Source organism: Streptomyces sp. NPDC059917, from assembly GCF_042730635.1.
In the GTDB taxonomy this organism is placed as follows: domain Bacteria; phylum Actinomycetota; class Actinomycetes; order Streptomycetales; family Streptomycetaceae; genus Streptomyces.
Window position 1 is genome coordinate 16,164 of record NZ_JBHWLC010000045.1, and the last position, 17,682, is coordinate 33,845.

15 protein-coding genes and 1 riboswitch are annotated in these 17,682 nt (G+C 73.3%); of the genes, 12 read left to right on the forward strand and 3 right to left on the reverse strand.

The annotated features are described in order from the left end of the window. Positions 1–67 precede the first annotated feature (67 nt). Positions 68–1,132 carry an anthranilate phosphoribosyltransferase gene (gene trpD, locus ACFWAR_RS24545; protein WP_385780902.1) on the forward strand — a complete coding sequence of 355 codons (1,065 nt, stop codon included), beginning with the start codon at positions 68–70 and terminating at the stop codon, positions 1,130–1,132. Between the two features lie 96 nt (positions 1,133–1,228). Then, positions 1,229–1,345, forward strand: a riboswitch (SAM riboswitch). Positions 1,346–1,570: 225 nt separating this feature from the next. Then, positions 1,571–2,965, forward strand: a complete 1,395-nt coding sequence (locus ACFWAR_RS24550) for an aminotransferase class V-fold PLP-dependent enzyme (protein ID WP_385780905.1) — start codon at positions 1,571–1,573, stop codon at positions 2,963–2,965. Positions 2,966–3,393: 428 nt separating this feature from the next. Here ACFWAR_RS24550 and ACFWAR_RS24555 read toward each other — a convergent pair whose 3' ends face one another. Further along, entirely contained in the window at positions 3,394–3,675 is a 282-nt protein-coding gene (locus tag ACFWAR_RS24555; protein WP_352215145.1) for an Lrp/AsnC ligand binding domain-containing protein, read from the reverse strand. Further along, on the reverse strand, positions 3,672–4,394 hold the full coding sequence (locus tag ACFWAR_RS24560; protein ID WP_385780909.1) for a rhomboid family intramembrane serine protease: 723 nt from the start codon (positions 4,392–4,394) through the stop codon (positions 3,672–3,674). The genes ACFWAR_RS24555 and ACFWAR_RS24560 overlap by 4 nt, the downstream gene beginning before the upstream one ends. 173 nt (positions 4,395–4,567) lie before the next feature. On the opposite strand from ACFWAR_RS24560, the gene ACFWAR_RS24565 reads away from it, so the two are divergent. The 7 genes from ACFWAR_RS24565 to ACFWAR_RS24595 all read left to right on the forward strand — a co-directional run bounded on the left by ACFWAR_RS24565 (position 4,568) and on the right by ACFWAR_RS24595 (position 12,920). After that, positions 4,568–4,807, forward strand: coding sequence for a hypothetical protein (locus tag ACFWAR_RS24565; protein ID WP_351040472.1), 240 nt, complete (start codon positions 4,568–4,570; stop codon positions 4,805–4,807). Positions 4,808–4,851: 44 nt separating this feature from the next. Then, positions 4,852–6,216, forward strand: a complete 1,365-nt coding sequence (locus ACFWAR_RS24570) for an NYN domain-containing protein (RefSeq protein WP_385781017.1) — start codon at positions 4,852–4,854, stop codon at positions 6,214–6,216. Between the two features lie 252 nt (positions 6,217–6,468). Next, positions 6,469–7,500 carry an NlpC/P60 family protein gene (locus tag ACFWAR_RS24575; protein ID WP_385780912.1) on the forward strand — a complete coding sequence of 344 codons (1,032 nt, stop codon included), beginning with the start codon at positions 6,469–6,471 and terminating at the stop codon, positions 7,498–7,500. 231 nt (positions 7,501–7,731) lie between these two features. Then, positions 7,732–8,769: an NlpC/P60 family protein gene (locus ACFWAR_RS24580; protein WP_385780915.1), complete on the forward strand. Its 1,038-nt coding sequence runs from the start codon at positions 7,732–7,734 to the stop codon at positions 8,767–8,769. A gap of 103 nt (positions 8,770–8,872) precedes the next feature. Continuing rightward, positions 8,873–10,006 (forward strand): hypothetical protein, encoded by a 1,134-nt coding sequence (locus ACFWAR_RS24585; RefSeq protein WP_385780918.1) that lies wholly within the window; start codon positions 8,873–8,875, stop codon positions 10,004–10,006. A gap of 19 nt (positions 10,007–10,025) precedes the next feature. Beyond that, positions 10,026–11,168 carry a glycosyltransferase family 4 protein gene (locus ACFWAR_RS24590; protein ID WP_385780921.1) on the forward strand — a complete coding sequence of 381 codons (1,143 nt, stop codon included), beginning with the start codon at positions 10,026–10,028 and terminating at the stop codon, positions 11,166–11,168. Between the two features lie 135 nt (positions 11,169–11,303). Beyond that, on the forward strand, positions 11,304–12,920 hold the full coding sequence (locus ACFWAR_RS24595; protein WP_385780924.1) for a GMC oxidoreductase: 1,617 nt from the start codon (positions 11,304–11,306) through the stop codon (positions 12,918–12,920). 20 nt (positions 12,921–12,940) lie between these two features. Here ACFWAR_RS24595 and ACFWAR_RS24600 read toward each other — a convergent pair whose 3' ends face one another. Next, complete coding sequence (locus tag ACFWAR_RS24600; RefSeq protein ID WP_385780927.1) at positions 12,941–14,737, reverse strand: AMP-dependent synthetase/ligase; 1,797 nt, start codon at positions 14,735–14,737, stop codon at positions 12,941–12,943. 240 nt (positions 14,738–14,977) lie between these two features. On the opposite strand from ACFWAR_RS24600, the gene ACFWAR_RS24605 reads away from it, so the two are divergent. The 3 genes from ACFWAR_RS24605 to ACFWAR_RS24615 all read left to right on the forward strand — a co-directional run bounded on the left by ACFWAR_RS24605 (position 14,978) and on the right by ACFWAR_RS24615 (position 17,640). Continuing rightward, the gene (locus tag ACFWAR_RS24605) at positions 14,978–15,814 is read left to right on the forward strand and encodes a metallophosphoesterase (protein ID WP_385780930.1); all 837 of its coding nucleotides are present in this window, start codon (positions 14,978–14,980) and stop codon (positions 15,812–15,814) included. Positions 15,815–15,919: 105 nt separating this feature from the next. Further along, positions 15,920–16,360 carry an SRPBCC family protein gene (locus tag ACFWAR_RS24610; protein WP_385780933.1) on the forward strand — a complete coding sequence of 147 codons (441 nt, stop codon included), beginning with the start codon at positions 15,920–15,922 and terminating at the stop codon, positions 16,358–16,360. A gap of 56 nt (positions 16,361–16,416) precedes the next feature. Continuing rightward, entirely contained in the window at positions 16,417–17,640 is a 1,224-nt protein-coding gene (locus tag ACFWAR_RS24615) for an ArsA family ATPase (RefSeq protein WP_385780936.1), read from the forward strand. Positions 17,641–17,682: the final 42 nt, after the last annotated feature.

The following is a 17,682-nucleotide window of genomic DNA, read 5'->3' on the forward strand; positions in this document are numbered from 1 at the left end:
CGCCGTCCGCTCCGGCTGGATAGGCTGGGGCCCCATCCATCGACTGTGGACCCATCAGGAGCGGACCATGAACGTTGTGACCCCGGCAGGCGGCGACAGCGTGGCGGCCCGTACCTGGCCGGGCGTACTGGACGCCCTGCTGGACGGCCGCGACCTCGGCGCGGACGACACGGCGTGGGCGATGGACCGGATCATGAGCGGTGAGGCCACCGACGCCCAGATCGCGGGCTTCGTGGTCGCCCTGCGGGCCAAGGGCGAGACCGTCGCGGAGATCAGCGGCCTGGTGCGGACCATGTACGAACACGCCAACCTGATCGAGGTCCCCGGCCGCACGGTCGACATCGTCGGCACCGGCGGCGACGGCGCCAAGACGGTCAACATCTCGACGATGTCCGCGATCGTGGTCGCCGGTACGGGCGCCAAGGTGGTCAAGCACGGCAACCGCGCCGCGTCCTCCTCCAGCGGCGCCTCGGACGTCCTGGAGAAGTTGGGCGTCAACCTCGAACTGACCCCCGCGCGGGTGGTCGAGGTGGCCGAGGAGGCGGGCATCACCTTCTGCTTCGCCGTCAAGTTCCACCCGGCGCTGCGGTACGCGGCCTCCGCCCGCAAGGAACTGGGCATCCGCACCACCTTCAACGCGCTGGGCCCGCTGACCAACCCCGCGCGGGTACGGGCCCAGGCGACCGGTGTCGCCGATGCCCGGCTGGCCCCCATCGTCGCGGGCGTGCTCGCCGAGCGCGGCTCCTCGGCGCTGGTCTTCCGCGGCGACGACGGCTTCGACGAGCTGACCACGACGGCCACCTCCCGGGTCTGGTGGGTGCGCGACGGCGCGGTCACCGAGCAGGGCTTCGACCCGCGCGACATCGGCATCCCGCTGGTCGACGTCGCCGCGCTGCGGGGCGCGGACCCGGCGTACAACGCGGACGTGGCCCGCCGCCTGCTGGCGGGGGAGACCGGCCCGGTCCGCGACGCCGTCCTGCTGAACTCCGCGGCCGCCCTGGTGGCCCTGGACCCGGGCAGCGGCCCGCTGGAGGAGCAGCTGGCGGCGGGCGCGGCCCGCGCGGCCCAGTCGATCGACTCGGGCGCCGCCCAGGCCGTCCTGGAGCGGTGGGTGAAGGCGAGCAACGCGTAGCCGCCGCCCCCGGCTCCGTCGATTTCGCGTCATGCCCCGGTCCGACATGCGGACCGGGGCTTGTGCGCGGCGGATCTTGTGGCAGGATGCTGACCAGGTCACGAGTGACAGCGTTTAGGCCCCGGCTTGCTGTCCGGCAACCCTCCTTCCGTGGCGGGGTGCCCCGGGTGATGACCAGGCCGTAGGCAGCGAGGCTTACGGCAAGCGCGGATCCCTCGACACCAGGGGTCCTGGTCTCTCGAGGAGCTTTTTCCGTGAGCAAGCGAATGCGATAGGGCGACTCGCCCCTTCTTCACCCCCGGAAACAGGGTCCTGTCCGCGTACCTCCGGGTACCGCCGGCGCCACCCCTTCCTCCCGGGGCCTTTCCGTACCCCGCCGCATCCGGCCGCGTACGGCCCCTTGAAGCCATTCACCCCTGCCTGCCGGGAGATTCCGCCATGTCCGCTTCCCTGAACGCCGCCACCACCGCCACCGCGACCGCCGACGCCGCCTGCGACGCCGCTTGTGTCGAGCCGCTCCAGGTGCTCGGCCGGGATGTCACCGTGCCGCTCGTCACCGGCGGCGAAGTCACCTACGCGGCCCTGGACTACGCGGCCAGCGCGCCCGCCCTGCAGCGGGTCTGGGACGACGTGGCCGCCTACGCCCCGTACTACGGCAGCGTGCACCGCGGGGCCGGGTACCTCTCGCAGCTCTCCACCGACCTCTTCGAGCAGAGCCGGGCCACGGTCGCCGAGTTCCTCGACTGCCGGCCCGCCGACCAGGTCGTCTTCACCCGGTCCACCACGGACTCGCTGAACCTGCTCGCCGCCGTCCTCCCGGCCGACTGCCAGGTCTTCGTCTTCGAGACCGAGCACCACGCCTCGCTGCTGCCCTGGCGCGACGCGCAGGTCACCTACCTCAACGCCCCGCGCACCCCGGGCCAGGCCGTCGCCACGCTGGAGCGCGCGCTGGCCGACCGCGAGCCCTACGGTCCGGCGCTGGTCTGCGTGACCGGGGCGTCCAACGTCACCGGTGAGCTGTGGCCCGTCAAGGAACTCGCCGCCGCGGCGCACGCCCACGGCGCGCGGATCGTCCTGGACGCCGCCCAGCTCGCCCCGCACCACCCCGTGTCCGTCCAGGAGCTGGACGTCGACTGGGTCGCCTTCTCGGGGCACAAGCTGTACGCGCCCTTCGGCTCGGGCGTGCTCGCCGGGCGGGCCGACTGGCTCCAGGAGGCCGAGCCGTACCTCGCGGGCGGCGGTGCGTCGCGCAAGGTGGCGCGGCGCGAGGACGGCGGCGTCGACGTCGAGTGGCACACCACCGCGGCCCGCCACGAGGCCGGTTCGCCGAACGTCATCGGCGTCTACTCCATCGCCTCCGCCTGCCGTGCGCTCACCGAGGCCGGGTTCGACACCCTGGTGGCCCGTGAGCAGCACCTGATCGCCAAGGTCCGCGAGGGCCTGGCCGAGGTCCCGGCGGTGCGGATCCTGTCGCTCTTCGGTGACGACGCCCCGCGGGTCGGCGTCATCTCCTTCGTGGTGGACGGGTGGAACAGCTCGCACTTCGCCGCCGCGCTGTCCGCCGAGTACGGCATCGGCGTCCGTGACGGGCTCTTCTGCGCCCACCCGCTGGTGCGGACCCTGCTCGGCAGTGCGCCGCAGGAGCCGGGCGAGTGCGGGGCGCCGGAGGCGGAGCCGGGCGAGCGCTCGCTGAACGCGATCCGGGTCAGCTTCGGTGCGGGTACGCCCGACGAGCACGTGGAGCGGTTCGTGGGGGCCGTGCGGGAGCTGGTGGCCCAGGGCGCGCAGTGGACGTACCGGACGGAAGAGGGCCGCTGCGTCCCGGCCGTCTGACGGCCCGCCTCGAACGCCGACGGGGCCGAGGCGCACACCCCTGACCGGGGTCGGGGCGGGCGGGGCGCGGCCGGGCCGGTGACCCGCACGAGTGTCTCCTCGGCTCGCGGCCGCGGCCCGGTCGGACAGTGCGCCCGGCGGGGACCGCTCGTCCTTGCGGGGACACTCCTGCGTGCCCCCGTCCCAGCCGCACCCCGCGCGGTGGTCCGGCGTCGTGGCGGTGGCGTCGCGACGGGGTGGGGCGTCCCCGCAGGACGAGCGGTCACCACCGGGCGCTGTCTCCGACCGGGCCGCGGCCGCGAGCCGAGGAGACGCTCCACCTCGGCGCGGCGACGCCGCCGCGACCACCCCCGACCCCGGTCAGGGGTCCACACCCAGCCCCGCCGGCGTTTGAGGCGTGCCGGGGCACGGGCGCCCGCCGCCAGGTGTCAGGCGTCCAGGCCGATCGCGAAGGCCGCTTCCAGGTCGTGCTGGGAGTACGTGCGGAACGCCACGTGGGTGTCCGTCGCCTCGACGCCCGGGATCTTGCTGATGCGGCCCGGGATGATGTCCGCCAGGTTCTCGTGGCGCGGCACGCGGACGAGGGCGATCAGGTCGTAGGTGCCCGTGACGGAGTAGACCTCGCTGACGTTGTCCAGCGCGGCGATCGACTCCGCGATCTCGGGGATGCGGTCCACGCTGGTCTTGATGAGCACGATCGCGGTGATCACGGCTGGCTGTCTCCCTCGGTGGCCGTCGCTGGTCGCCTCACTCTAGTCGTACGCCGATATCGCACCCACGCGTAGAGGAACCCGAGGGAGAAGCCCACCACGTGGGCCAGGTAGGCCACTCCGGGACCGCTCCCCGCGCGCTGCGCCGCCAGCCACTGGAGGCCGAACCAGAACATCAGCACGATCCAGGCGGGGAAGCGCAGCGGGACGAAGAAGAGGAACGGGAAGAGGCTGGTGACCCGGGCCTTGGGGAAGAGGCACAGGAAGGCCCCCAGGACGGCCGAGATGGCCCCGGAGGCGCCGACCAGGGTCTGGTCGGAGGAGGCGTTGGCCGCCGCGTACGCGGCCAGGGCGAGGTAGCCGGTGCTCACGTAGAAGACGAGGAAGTGGGCGCGCCCCATGCGTTCCTCGGTCATCGCCCCGAAGACGTAGAGGAAGAGGCAGTTGCCCAGCAGGTGCAGCCAGCCGCCGTGGACGAAGAGCGCGGTCAGCGGGGTCAGCGCGGCGCGCGCGGTGCCGGTGAAGAGCTCGTCCGGTACGACGCCCCAGCGCCGGAAGTACGCGGTCCCGGCCACCACCAGGTCCTCGCCCGTGCCGTAGACCGGGTTCATCCCCGAGGCGGGGGAGAGGATGAAGACGACCGCGCAGGCCGCGATCAGCGCGTACGTCACCACCGGGCCGCGCGCGGCCTCGCGGACGGCCGGCCACCTTGCGCTCATGGGACAGAGCATGGCGTAACCGGAGGGATCGGGACGGCTCGCCCCGCCGCGTCTCACATGGGGGAATGCGCCCCACGCGAGGGGGACGTCAGGCCGTAGGGTTACGAGCCGCGGTCCCGCCGAGAGGCGCGGACCGCTTTAATTGAAAGAGCGACGAAGGAGTGAGCGGCCTGATGACGGTTCCCCTGCCGACGGAGACGACCCGGTGGCGCTGCACGCTGTGCGGCAACCTCACGCGGTTCGACGTGACCCGTTCGTCGAAGGTCGTGGAGTACGTCCACCTGGACCTCGCCGGGGAGCCCAAGGTCGAGGAACGCGAGGTGGTCAATGAGACCATCGAGTCGGTCCGCTGCCGCTGGTGCAACGCGGTGGACCAGATCGAACTCGTGGACCGGCCGGGTACGGACTCCTGAGGGAGCCGGTGCCCGCGGTCGAGAAGTAACGGTAGGGGTGACGGATTGTGGAGCCAGCAAGCGGCGCTGAGCCGGCCGACGCGGCCGGCGACGCCGCGGAGGTGCTCGACCGCCCGCTGCCCGAAGGCGTGCGGCGCCGGGTGGTCGCGCTGGTCTCGGACGCCTTCGGCGGGTTGACGGTCGCCGACCTTCCGGGTCAGTTGCGCCAGTACGCCCGGTTCACCCCGACGCGACGGGCGAAGTTCGCGGGCAACGCGATGGCGGCGGCCGTGGAGACGGACGCCGTCTTCCGCGGCCGGGTCGCCGAGAAGCTGCGCGAGGCCCAGCCGGAGCTGTCGGCCGCGCTGGAGTCCGGCGCGCCGCCCGCGGCCGCGGACCCGCTGGACGTGGCCGCCGCCGCGTACGTCCTGCGGCCCGCGGGCTGGGTCAAGCTCGTGGCCGCGGCCGGCGAGGAGGCGCAGCGCGCCGACGCCGAGCGGGTCGGCGAGGAGACCCAGCGCGAGCTGGAGCGGCTGCGCGAGGAGCTGGCGCAGCTGCGCGAGCAGCAGCGCACCGGCGGCGAGCAGGTGCGCGCCGAGCTGGAGTCCTCCCGCAAGGAAGCCGAATCGCTTCAGCGCAAACTGCGCAGCGCCCTCAACGACGTCAAGCGGGGCGAGGCGGCCCTGCGCAAGGTGATCGCCGAGATCGACGGGATCCGCAGCGAGACCGGCGCCCGGGTGGTGGCGGCCGAGAGCGAGTCGCGGCGGCTCAAGTCCCGCCTGGCGGAGGTGGAGTCGGCGCTGGAGACCTCGCGCCGGGCCACCCGCGAGGGTCGCAGCATCGAGGACATGCGGCTGCGGCTGCTGCTCGACACGGTGCTCGACGCGGCCCAGGGGCTGCGCCGGGAGCTGGCGCTGCCGCCGGTCTCGACGCGTCCGGCGGACACGGTGGAGGCGGTGGAGCCGGGCCGGATGACCCCGAAGGACATCGCGGCGCGGGCGCTGTCGGAGACGGATCCGGCGCTGCTGGACCAGCTGCTGGCGCTGCCGCAGGCCCATCTGGTGGTGGACGGCTACAACGTCACCAAGACCGGCTATCCGACGATGCCGTTGGAGAAGCAGCGGCTGCGGCTGCTGGGCGGGCTGTCGATGCTGGCCGCCCAGAGCGGCGCCGAGATGACCTGTGTCTTCGACGGGGCCGAGCTGGCCGCGCCGGTGCTGCTGGCGCCGCCGCGCGGGGTCCGGGTGCTGTTCTCCAAGGCGGGCGTCACGGCGGACGAGTTGATCCGCCAGCTGGTGCGCGCGGAGCCGCCGGGGCGGCCGGTGGTCGTGGTCTCCACCGACCGCGAGGTGGCCGACGGCGTGGCCAAGGCGGGGGCGCGGCCGGTGACGTCCGCCTTGTTGCTGAAGCGGCTTTCGCGCGTTTCGTAACTCCTGGCCGGGATCACTGATTTGTCGGGATTTTCGGAACGTACCGTCAAGTGACCGCTACGGGGCGTGCGATGTAGGTAAAGAAGCTGGTCGGTGACCGATTTTTTTGTCGTCAGGATTTGAACTGATCACAGGAAGGTCACTAGGGTCGGCCCAAACCTTCGTGCGATGGATCACTCATTCGGGGTGCCGGGCGGAGGGGCTGCCGAGTGTGCGTACTGCGGTGGCTCTAGGAAGAAGGAGCTCGCCCCCGTGGCGTCCCACCGTCGACCCAAGCAGCCGAGCCGCCTCCGCGTGACCGTCCTGACGGCCACCGCCGCCGCGGCCGTCGTCCTCTCCGCCAACGGCGCCAGCGCCGCCCCGCAGCCGAGCAAGGACGAAGCCAAGGCCAAGGTCGACGCGCTCTACGAGGAGGCCGAACAGGCCACCGAGAAGGCCAACGGGGCCAAGGAGCGCCAGGACAAGCTGGAGAAGGAGATCGGCCAGATCCAGGACCAGGTGGCGAAGGGGCAGGACGAGCTCAACACCCTGCGCACCGCACTCGGTTCGATGGCCAGCGCCCAGTACCGCACCGGCGGCATAGACAACTCCCTGGCGCTGTTCCTCTCCGCGAACCCGGACGACTACCTCGACAAGGCGTCCACGCTGGAGCAGTTGAGCGGCCAACAGGTCGAAGCCGTCCAGAAGATCCAGGCCAAGCAGCGCAGCCTGGCGCAGAAGCGGCAGGAGGCCGCGGGCAAGCTCGCCGACCTCGACGCCACCCGCAAGGAACTGAACCAGAAGAAGAAGGACTCCCAGGACAAGCTCGCCGCGGCGCAGGCGGTCCTCAACTCCCTCTCCGCCGAGCAGCGCTCGCAGCTCGGCGCCGACGAGAAGAAGGCCAGCGGCGGCGCCGCCGACAAGGCGAACGCCGGCGGCGGGGCGAAGGGCTCCGGCCGGGCCGGAGCCGCCCTGGAATACGCCAAGCAGCAGCTCGGCGACGCCTACCACATGGGCGACACGGGCCCCGACTCGTGGGACTGCTCGGGGCTGACCCAGTGGGCCTACGGCCAGGCCGGTGTGGACATCCCGCGCGTCACCTACGACCAGGCGAACGCCGGCCGCCGGCTGAGCCTGAGCGAACTCCAGCCGGGCGACCTGATCCTGTTCTACGACGACCTGCACCACGTCGGCCTGTACGCGGGCAACGGCATGACCCTGCACGCCTCCAACCCGCGCGGCGGCGTGAAGTACGAGGCCGTCGCCAACATGCCCTTCCAGTTCGGCGTCCGGGTCTCCGGCTGAACCTCGCGGCGCGCCCCGAACACCGCCCATCCGGGCGAATTACCGGGGCGCGCGCCGCCCCCTCGCCCCGCCGGTGACCTGCGTCTGTCGGCGGGGCGTCACTGTGCGTGCCCACCGGCGGTCGTTGGTCGGGGCGTGTTCGCGCCGCTACTGTCTGCCAGCGCGGAACCCGGCACACGGCCGTCCACGGGGGGCGGACCCGGGCCCCGCGCTAGCGGAAGGCGGCTCCACGTGGCATCCCATCGCCGGCCCGCGCCCACGGGCCACGACCGGAACACCAGGGTCACGGTCCTGACCGCCGCCGCGGCCACCGCCGCGGTCGCGATGACCGGCGTACCGGCCAGTGCGGCCCCCGCCGACCCGCCCGGCGGGAGCCGGGCCCAGGTGGACCGGCTGTTCGAGGAGGCCGAGCAGGCCACCGAGCGGTTCAACGCGGCCGGGGAGCGCAGCGCGAAGCTGCGCGCCGAGGTCCTGCGCGCCCAGGACGCCGTGGCGCGCGGCCAGGACCGGATCAACACCATGCGCGGGGTGCTCGGCAGCTTCGCCGGGGCCCAGTACAAGTCCGGCGGCCTCGACCCGGCCGTCGAGCTGATGCTCTCCGAGGACCCCGACGAGTACCTCGACAAGGCCAGCGCCCTCGACCGGCTGACCGGCCGCCAGACCCGCCAGCTCGACGAACTGCGCGAGGAGCAGCGCAAGCTGGACCAGGAGCGCCGGGTCGCCTCGGGCAAGCTCGCCGAGCTCGACGAGCTGCGGGCCGACACGGCGCGCCAGAAGCGCTCCGTGACCGCCAAGCTCGCCGCGGCCCGGCGGCTCCTCAACGCGATGCCGACCGAGGAGCGGGCCTCCTTCGAGCGTTCCTCGCGTTCCGGCGGGCGCGCCGACGCGCTGCCCGAACTCCCCGGCTCCGGCGCCGCTTCCTCGGGGCGCGCCGCGACCGCCGTGATGGCGGCCCGGGCCGCGGTCGGGCGCCCGTACGTCTGGGGGGCCACCGGGCCCTCCGGCTTCGACTGTTCCGGGCTGATGGTGTGGTCCTACCGGCAGGCGGGCGTCTCGCTGCCGCGGACCTCGCAGGAGCAGCGGCACGCGGGCCGCCGGGTCTCCCTGTCCGAGGCCCGGCCCGGCGACCTGGTGACCTACCGCTCGGACGCGAGCCACGTGGGCATGTACGTCGGCAACGGCCAGGTGGTGCATGCCCCCTACCCGGGGGCCGCCGTGCGGTACGACCCCGTCGGGATGATGCCGGTGTCCTCGGTGACCCGCCCCTGAGGTGACCGCGCCCCGGCGATGAGCGGCCCCTCGGGCGCCGTCGCGGATGGTGCGGGCGGTGCTCGCCGTGCCCGGGGTGCGCGTGCGCGCGTACGATCGCCGGATGGTCCGGGGTCCCCTGCGCGCGCTGTTCCCGCTGCTGGCCGTGCTGCTGCTGGCCTGCGGGTCCGGCTGCGCCCGGCCCTCCGACGGGACCGCGCCGCCCGACGGCGCCGAGCGGGCCGTCAGGGCGGCGGTGTCCGCCTGGTCGGCCCGGCCGCCCGCGGCGCTCGCCGCCGTCCCGCTGGAGGGCTGGAGCTACGAGGTCACCTCGGTGCGCCGGGACGGCGCCCGGGCCACCGCGGCCGCGGAGCTGCGCTACCGGCTCACCGGCTACGACTCCGCTCCGGCGGGCTCGGCCCGCTCCCTGACGCTGAGCGAGGACGCCGGCGGCTGGCACGTCACCGGTGACCGGCCCGCTCCCGGGGCGCTGCCGCAGCTGTGGGACCAGGGGCCGGTGTCCGTGGTGCGCGGGGAGCGGGCGCTGGTGCTGGGCGGCCGGGGGCGCTCCCGGGAGAGCCTGGAGGAGATCGCGGTGGTCGCGGGGCGGGCCGTGCCCGCGGTCGACGCGGCCTGGCCGCGGCCGTGGGCGGGCCGGCTGGTGGTCGTGGTCCCCGCGGACGTGGAGGCGATGGCCGCGCTGCTGGGGCGGCCCGCCGACGCCTACCGGGGACTGGCGGCGGTGACCAACGGGCTGGTGGGCGTGGACCCGGCCCCGGCGGACCGGGTGGTCGTCAACCCGCAGGCGTACGAGGGCCTGAGCGAGCTGGGCCGCCAGGTGGTCATCACCCACGAGAGCACGCACGTCGCCACCCGCTCCGCGACCACCGCCTCGACCCCGCTGTGGCTCTCCGAGGGCTTCGCGGACTGGGCGGCGTACCGCTCGACCGGGCGCACGCCGGCGCAGGCCGCGCCGACCCTGCGCCGGGCCGTGGGCCGGGGTGAACTTCCGTCCGCGCTGCCCCCGAACGAGGCGTTCACCTTCGGGGGTGACGCGCAGGCGATGGCCCGCGCCTACGAAGGGGCCTGGTTGGCCTGCCGCTTGATCGCGGACCGCTGGGGCGAGGCGGCCCTGGTCAGGCTCTATGTCGAAGTCGGCCAAAATCCGCTGTCGACGGCCCTGCGGAGCACCCTGGACACCGACCTCCCAAACCTCACCCAAACGTGGCAATCGACCCTGCGGGAGGAGCTGCGGTGAGCGGTAGCCTCGCCGCACGATGCACAAGACGCTGATCGTGACCAACGATTTCCCGCCACGCCCGGGCGGCATCCAGGCCTTCCTCCACAACATGGCCCTGCGCCTGGATCCGGACCGGGTCGTCGTGTACGCCTCCACCTGGAAGCGGGGCGCGGAGGCCGCCGCGGCCACCGCCGCCTTCGACGCGGCGCAGCCCTTCCCCGTGGTGCGGGACGGCGCGACGATGCTGCTGCCCACCCCCCGGGTCACCCGCCGGGCCACCGCCCTGCTGCGCGAACACGGGTGCGAGGCGGTCTGGTTCGGGGCCGCCGCCCCCCTCGGGCTGATGGGCCCGGCGCTGCGCCGGGCGGGCGCCCGCCGGGTGGTGGCGACCACGCACGGGCACGAGGCGGGCTGGGCCCAGCTGCCCGGCGCCCGCGGGCTGCTGCACCGGATCGGCGAGGGCACGGACACGGTCACCTACCTCGGCGAGTACACCCGGTCGCGGATCGCGGGCACGCTGAGTGCCGCGGCGGCGGCGCGGATGGTGCGGCTGCCGCCCGGGGTCGACGAGAAGACCTTCCACCCCGGGTCGGGCGGCGACCTGATCCGGGCCCGGCTGGGGCTGACGGACCGCCCGGTGGTGGTGTGCGTGTCCCGGTTGGTGCCGCGCAAGGGCCAGGACACCCTGATCCGGGCGCTGCCGCTGATCCTGGCCGAGGTGCCGGGCACGGTGCTGCTGATCGTGGGCGGCGGTCCCTACGAGGGCGCGCTGCGGGCGCTGGCCGCGTCGAGCGGGGTCACGGACTCGGTGCGCTTCACCGGGGCCCTGCCGTGGGGGGAGCTGCCCGCGCACTTCGGGGCGGGGGACGTCTTCGCGATGCCGTGCCGGACCCGGCGGGGCGGCCTGGACGTGGAGGGCCTCGGGATCGTCTACCTGGAGGCCTCGGCGACGGGCCTGCCGGTGGTGGCGGGGGACTCCGGGGGCGCGCCGGACGCGGTGCTGGACGGGGAGACGGGCTGGGTGGTGCGGGGCGGCTCCGCGACCGACGCGGCGGAGAAGATCGTCACGCTGCTGCGCGATCCGGCGCTGGCCCGGGCGATGGGGGAGCGGGGCCGGGCCTGGGTGGAGGAGCGGTGGCGCTGGGACCTGCTGGCGGACCGGCTGCGCGGGCTGCTGTGACCGGGGCGGCCGCGGGGATCGCGATGATCGCCAATCGGCCGTAACAAGGCCGCTCCCGGCCATATCTGACTGTCACTCAGATATCTGTCAGTACGACATCTGGGTGGACGATAGCATTCCGCCCATGATGCGACCATGACATCACAGCTGACGCGCCGTCACCTACTGGGGATCGGCGCCCTCCAGACCGCCGCGGCACTCGGGTTCACCAGGATCGGGCTGTCCTCCGCGGCCGCCGCCGAACCCGCCGCCGCGCAGTACGCGCCCGCCATCGTCGTCGGCTCCGGCTACGGCTCCGCCGTGGCCGCCTTGCGGCTCGGACAGGCGGGCGTGCGGACCGTCGTCCTCGAAATGGGCCGCCTCTGGGACACCCCGGGCCCCGACGGCAAGGTCTTCCCCTCCACCTCCGCGCCCGACCAGCGCTCCATGTGGTACCGCACGCGCACCGAGGCCCCGCTCGCCCAGTTCCTCTGGCTCGACGTGGTCAACCGGAACATCAGCCCCTACCCCGGCGTCCTGGACCGGGTGAACTACGGCGACATGTCCGTCTACGTCGGCCGCGGCGTCGGCGGCGGCTCCCTCGTCAACGGCGGCATGGCGCCGACCCCCAAGCGCTCGTACTTCACCGAGGTGCTGCCCCGTGTCGACGCCGACGAGATGTACGGCACCTACTACCCGCGGGCCCGCCAGATGCTCGGCGTCAACGACATCGACCCGTCCTGGTTCGAGTCCACCGAGTGGTACCGCTTCGCCCGCATCTCCCGCAAGCACGCCCAGAACACCGGCCTGAAGACCACCTTCGTGCCCAACGTCTACGACTTCGAGTACATGAAGCGCGAGGCGGCGGGCACCGCCACCAAGTCCGCGCTCGCGGGCGAGGTCATCTACGGCAACAACCACGGCAAGAAGAGCGTCGACAAGACCTACCTCGCCGCCGCCCTCGGCACCGGCAACGTCACCATCGAGACCATGCAGCGCGTGGTCGCCGTACGCCCGGACCCGGCCGGGGGCTACGTCCTCACCGTCCAGACCAGCGACGTGACCGGGCGGGTCACCCAGACCCGCGAACTGGGCTGCAAGCAGCTCTTCCTGGGCGCGGGCAGCCTCGGCACCACCGAGATCCTGCTGCGCGCCCGCGAGACCGGCGCGCTGCCCGCGCTCAGCGGGGAGGTCGGCCGCGGCTGGGGCCACAACGGCAACGTGATGACCGCCCGGGCCAACCACCTCTGGGACACCGTCGGGGCCAACCAGGCCACCATGCCCGCCCTCGGCATCGACGACTGGGACAACGCCTCGAACCCGGTCTTCGCCGAGATCGCCCCGCTGCCGATGGGGATCGAGCACTGGATCTCGATGTACCTGGCGATCACCAAGAACCCCGAGCGCGGCCACTTCACCTACGACGCCGTCAGCGACTCGGCGAAGCTCCAGTGGACCCGGGACCAGAACACCCCGTCGGTGAACGCCGCCAAGCGGCTCTTCGACCGGATCAACCGGGCCAACTTCACGATCTACCGCTACGACCTCTTCGGCGACAACAAGAACTTCGCCGACAACTTCACCTACCACCCGCTCGGCGGCTGCGTGCTCGGCGCCGCCACCGACGACTACGGCCGGGCCAAGGGCTACCAGGGGCTGTACGTCGTCGACGGCTCGCTCGTCCCCGGCTCGCTCGGGGTGAACCCCTTCGTCACCATCACCGCGCTCGCCGAGCGGAACATGGCGCGGATCCTCGCCGAGGACCCGCGCTAGCGCCGTGACCGGCCGGGGGATCAGCCCCGGTAGAGGGCCTCGACCTCGTCCGCGAAGTCCTTCGCCACCACGTTGCGCTTCAGCTTCAGCGACGGCGTCAGGTGGCCCGACTCCTCCGTGAACTGGGAGGGCAGAATGCGGAATTTCCGCACCGATTCCGCCTTGGAGACCGCCGCGTTGCCGTCGTCCACGGCCTGCTGGACGGCGGCGTTGAGGTCCGCGTCCTCGCGCAGCGAAGCCGCCGTCGAACCGGCCGGCTTGCCGTGCTCCGCGGCCCACCGGCCGAGGAACTCCTCGTCGATGGTCACCAGCGCGGCCACGAACGGCCTCGCGTCGCCGACCACCATGCACTCCGCGACCAGCGCGTGGGCGCGGATCCGGTCCTCGATCACGGCGGGAGCGACGTTCTTGCCGCCCGCGGTGACGATGAGTTCCTTCTTGCGCCCGGTGATCGTGAGGTAGCCGTCCTCGTCGAGGGTGCCGACGTCGCCCGTGCGGAACCAGCCGTCGGCCAGCGCCTCGGCGGTCGCCGTCTCGTTCTTCCAGTACTCCTGGAAGACGTGCTCGCCGTGCAGCAGCACCTCGCCGTCGTCCGCGATGCGCACGACCGATCCCGGCAGCGGCTGGCCGACCGTACCGATCTTCGTCCGGTCCCACGGGTTGAAGGCGGTCGCGGCGCACGACTCGGTCAGGCCGTAGCCCTCCAGCACCGTGAAGCCGATCCCGCGGAAGAAGTGCCCGAGGCGCTCGCCCAGCGGGGCGCCACCGGAGATCGCGTACTCGCCGCGCCCGCCCAGCACCGTGTGCAGCTTGCTGTAGACGAGCTTCGAGAAGACCTTGTGCTTGAGCTTGAGCCCGAAGGACGGGCCGCCCGGGGTGTCCAGCGCGCGGCTGTAGGCGATGGCGGTCTCGGCCGCCGCGTCGAAGATCTTGCCCTTGCCGTCGGCCTGCGCCTTGGCGCGCGCCGAGTTGTAGACCTTCTCGAAGACCCGCGGCACGCCCAGGATGAGGGTGGGCTTGAAGGACTGGAGCTCGTCGGTCAGGTTCTTGATGTCCGGTACGCAGCCCAGCCGGATGGGGGCCAGTACGGCGGCCACCTCGACCAGGCGGCCGAAGACGTGGGCCGCCGGGAGGAAGAGCAGGACCGAGCACTCGCCGGTGCGGAAGAGCGGGCTGAGCCGCTCCACCACGTTGCCGCACTCGGCGAAGAAGTTGCGGTGGGTCAGCACGCAGCCCTTGGGGCGGCCGGTGGTGCCCGAGGTGTAGACGATGGTGGCCGGGTCGTCGGCGTTGGCGAGGCCGCTGCGCTCGTCGACCTCGGCGTCGGTGACCCCGGCGCCCGCGGCGCGCAGGGCCTCCAGGGCGCCCGCCTCGATCTCCCAGACGTCGCGCAGCTCGGGGAGCCGGTCGCGCAGGGCGGCGACGGACGCGCTGTGACCCGGGCTCTCGACGATCACGGCGCTGGCGCCGGAGTCGCCGAGGATCCACTGGATCTGCTCGGGCGAGCTGGTCTCGTAGACGGGGACCGTGACGGCGCCCGCGCTCCAGATCGCGAAGTCGACCAGCACCCACTCGTAGCGGGTGCGCGAGATGAGCGCGACCCGGTCGCCGGGCCGCACGCCGGCCGCGATCAGGCCCTTGGCCGTGGCCCGGACCTCCGCCAGGAACTCGGTGGCGGTCACGTCCTGCCAGCCGCTGCCGACCTTGCGCGCCATGACGGCGGTCTGCGGATGCTGAGCGGCGTTGCGGCGGATGAGATCCGTCAGGTTCCCGTCCGACGGGACCTCGTACAGGGCCGGAAGGCTGAACTCGCGCAAGACTGCTGCTCCTCTGGGCGCCATCGCCACCATGTGGACCGACCGGACGTTACCCACGAGTAGTGGGTTCCCGATAGGGGGAACCGGCCAGATGTTCCGTGCGTCACATGACACGGCCATACCGGGCCGACATTAGTCGACGCCTTCCACGACTCGGAAGTAACCGCAGGTCCGGGCGGCTGTACGAGATCCTCCCCACCCCGTCTATGCCCCGTGCCCGCACGCCCCTAGGGTGACGTCATGGGTGGTACGAAAAGCGGCATCGAGCGCACGGAACGCAAAGGCACCAAGAGCGGCACACGGGTCGGCCGGGACACCCGGGTGCACGTGGTGAGCGACGTGCACGGCAACGCCGAGGCGCTGGCCCGGGCCGGAGAGGGCGCGGACGCCCTGATCTGCCTGGGCGACCTGGTCCTCTTCCTGGACTACGCCGACCACTCGCGCGGCATCTTCCCGGACCTCTTCGGCGTGGAGAACGCCGACCGGATCGTGGCCCTGCGCACCGAGCGCCGCTTCGACGAGGCGCGCGCCCTGGGCCGCGAGCTGTGGGCCGGCCTGGACCGCGAACAGGTGATCGAGGGCGCGGTGCGCCGGCAGTACGAGGAGATGTTCGCCGCCTTCCCCACCCCCACCTACGCCACCTACGGCAACGTCGACATCCCCGGGCTCTGGCCGCAGTACGCCCGCCCCGGCACCACCGTCCTGGACGGCGAGCGCGTGGAGATCGGCGGCCGGGTCTTCGGCTTCGTCGGCGGCGGCCTGCCCACGCCGATGCGCACCCCGTACGAGGTGGACCTCGAGGAGTACGCGGCCAAGGTCGAGGCGATCGGCGAGGTCGACGTGCTGTGCTCGCACATCCCGCCGGAGGTCCCCGAGCTCTGCTACGACACGGTCGCCCGGCGCTTCGAGCGCGGCAGCGCGGCCCTCCTCGACGCCATCCGCCGGACCCGCCCCCGCTACGCCCTCTTCGGGCACGTGCACCAGCCGCTGGCCCGCCGGATGCGGATCGGCGCCACCGAGTGCGTGAACGTCGGGCACTTCGCGGCCACCGGAAGGCCATGGGTCCTGGAGTGGTGAGGTCCACCCGCGCGGTAGCCTTCACGCGGCGGCCGCGGGCCGCCACACTTCTGAACTTCCCCAGCTGCCGCTGGGAGGTGACACCGGCCCGGAGGAGCGACCGCGATGGCGGAACACACCAGCTCGAGCATCACGATCGAAGCGGCGCCGGCTGACGTCATGGCCGTGATCGCGGACTTCGCGCGCTACCCCGAGTGGACCGGCGAGGTGAAGGAGGCCGAGGTGCTGGCCGCCGACGCCGCGGGCCGCGCCGAGAAGGTGCGCCTGCTGCTCGACGCCGGGGCGATCAAGGACGACCACACCCTCAACTACACCTGGAAGGGTGCGGACGAGGTCAGCTGGACCCTCGACAAGTCGCAGATGCTGCGCCAGCTCGACGGCTCCTACCGACTGGCCCCGCTGGACGGCGGCAAGCGGACCGAGGTCACCTACCAGCTGACCGTGGACGTCAAGATCCCGATGCTCGGCATGATCAAGCGCAAGGCCGAGAAGGTCATCATCGACCGCGCGCTGGCGGGCCTGAAGAAGCGCGTCGAGGCCGTCTGAGCACGCCCTCCCGGGCACCCCGCCGTACCTGCCGTACCGAACCGGAGCCGTCGCTCGTGCACACCTTGCTGATCACCGGCCCCGGCGGGGCGGGACGCACCACCGTCGCCGCCGCCACCGCCCTCGCGGCGGCCCGGCGCGGCCGGCGGACGCTGGTCCTCTCCGGCGACCCCGGCGACCCGCTGGGCGCCCTGCTCGGCCCGGCCCTCGGGGCACCGGCCGAGGTCGCCCCCGGACTCACCGCGGTCCCCGTCGCCGAGGACGGCCTGTGGGCGGCCCGGATCGACTCCGCGGACGAGTTCCGTGCCGAGCTGGTCGGCCTCCAGGAGCGCGGCTCCACCGTCCTCGGGATGCTCGGGGCCCGGCCCCTGGGCGGCGAGGAACTCACCGAACTCCCCGGCGCCGAACAGTTCGCCCTGCTGCGGGCCCTGCGCCGGGCGGCCGGTGCCGCCGCGGCGGGCGCCTTCGACCTGGTCGTGGTCGACATGCCGCCCGTCCACCAGGCCATCGCCACCCTCGCGCTCCCGGCCCAGCTGCGCCGCTACCTGGCCCGGCTGCTGCCCGCCCAGCGGCAGGCGGCCCGGGCGCTGCGGCCCGTCCTGGCCCAGCTGGCGGGCGTACCGATGCCCGCGCAGTGGCTGTACGAGGCGGCCGCGCGCTGGGACGAGGAGCTGGCCGGCGTCCAGGCCGTGGTGGAGGCGGACACCACCTCCGTACGGATGGTCGCCGAGCCGGGACCGGGCGCCGACGGCGCGCTGCGGCTCGGGCTGCTCGGCCTGGCCCTGCACGAGCTGCCCGTCGGCGCGGTCGTGGCCAACCGGCTCGTCCCCCGGGACGGCGCGGACCCCTGGCTGGCCGGCCTGGCCGCGCAGCAGGACAAGTACCTCACCACCTGGGCCGGGGACTTCCCGGGCGCGGCCCGGCCCGCTCTGGAGCACCTGGGCGCGGACCCGCGGGGTCCGCGGGACCTGGTCGCGCTGGACGCGCGGGACGAGCTGGCGGACGTACCCGCGGGCCCGCGCGGGGCGTGGGCGGTCGAGGACCGGCTGACCGAGGACGGGGTGCTCGTCTGGGTGGTGCCGCTGCCGGGGGCGACCAAGCGGGACCTGGACCTGGTGCGGCGCGGGGACGAGCTGCTGCTGACGGCGGGCCCGTTCCGCAGGATCGTTTCGCTGCCGTCGGCGCTGCGCCGGTGCACCGTCACGGGCGCGGGCCTGCACGAGGGGACCCTGCGGATCCGGTTCACCCCGGACCCGGGCCAGTGGCCGCTTACGCCCTGAACGGGACGGGGCCGTTCGGGTAACGTCGAGGGTGTTCCCACC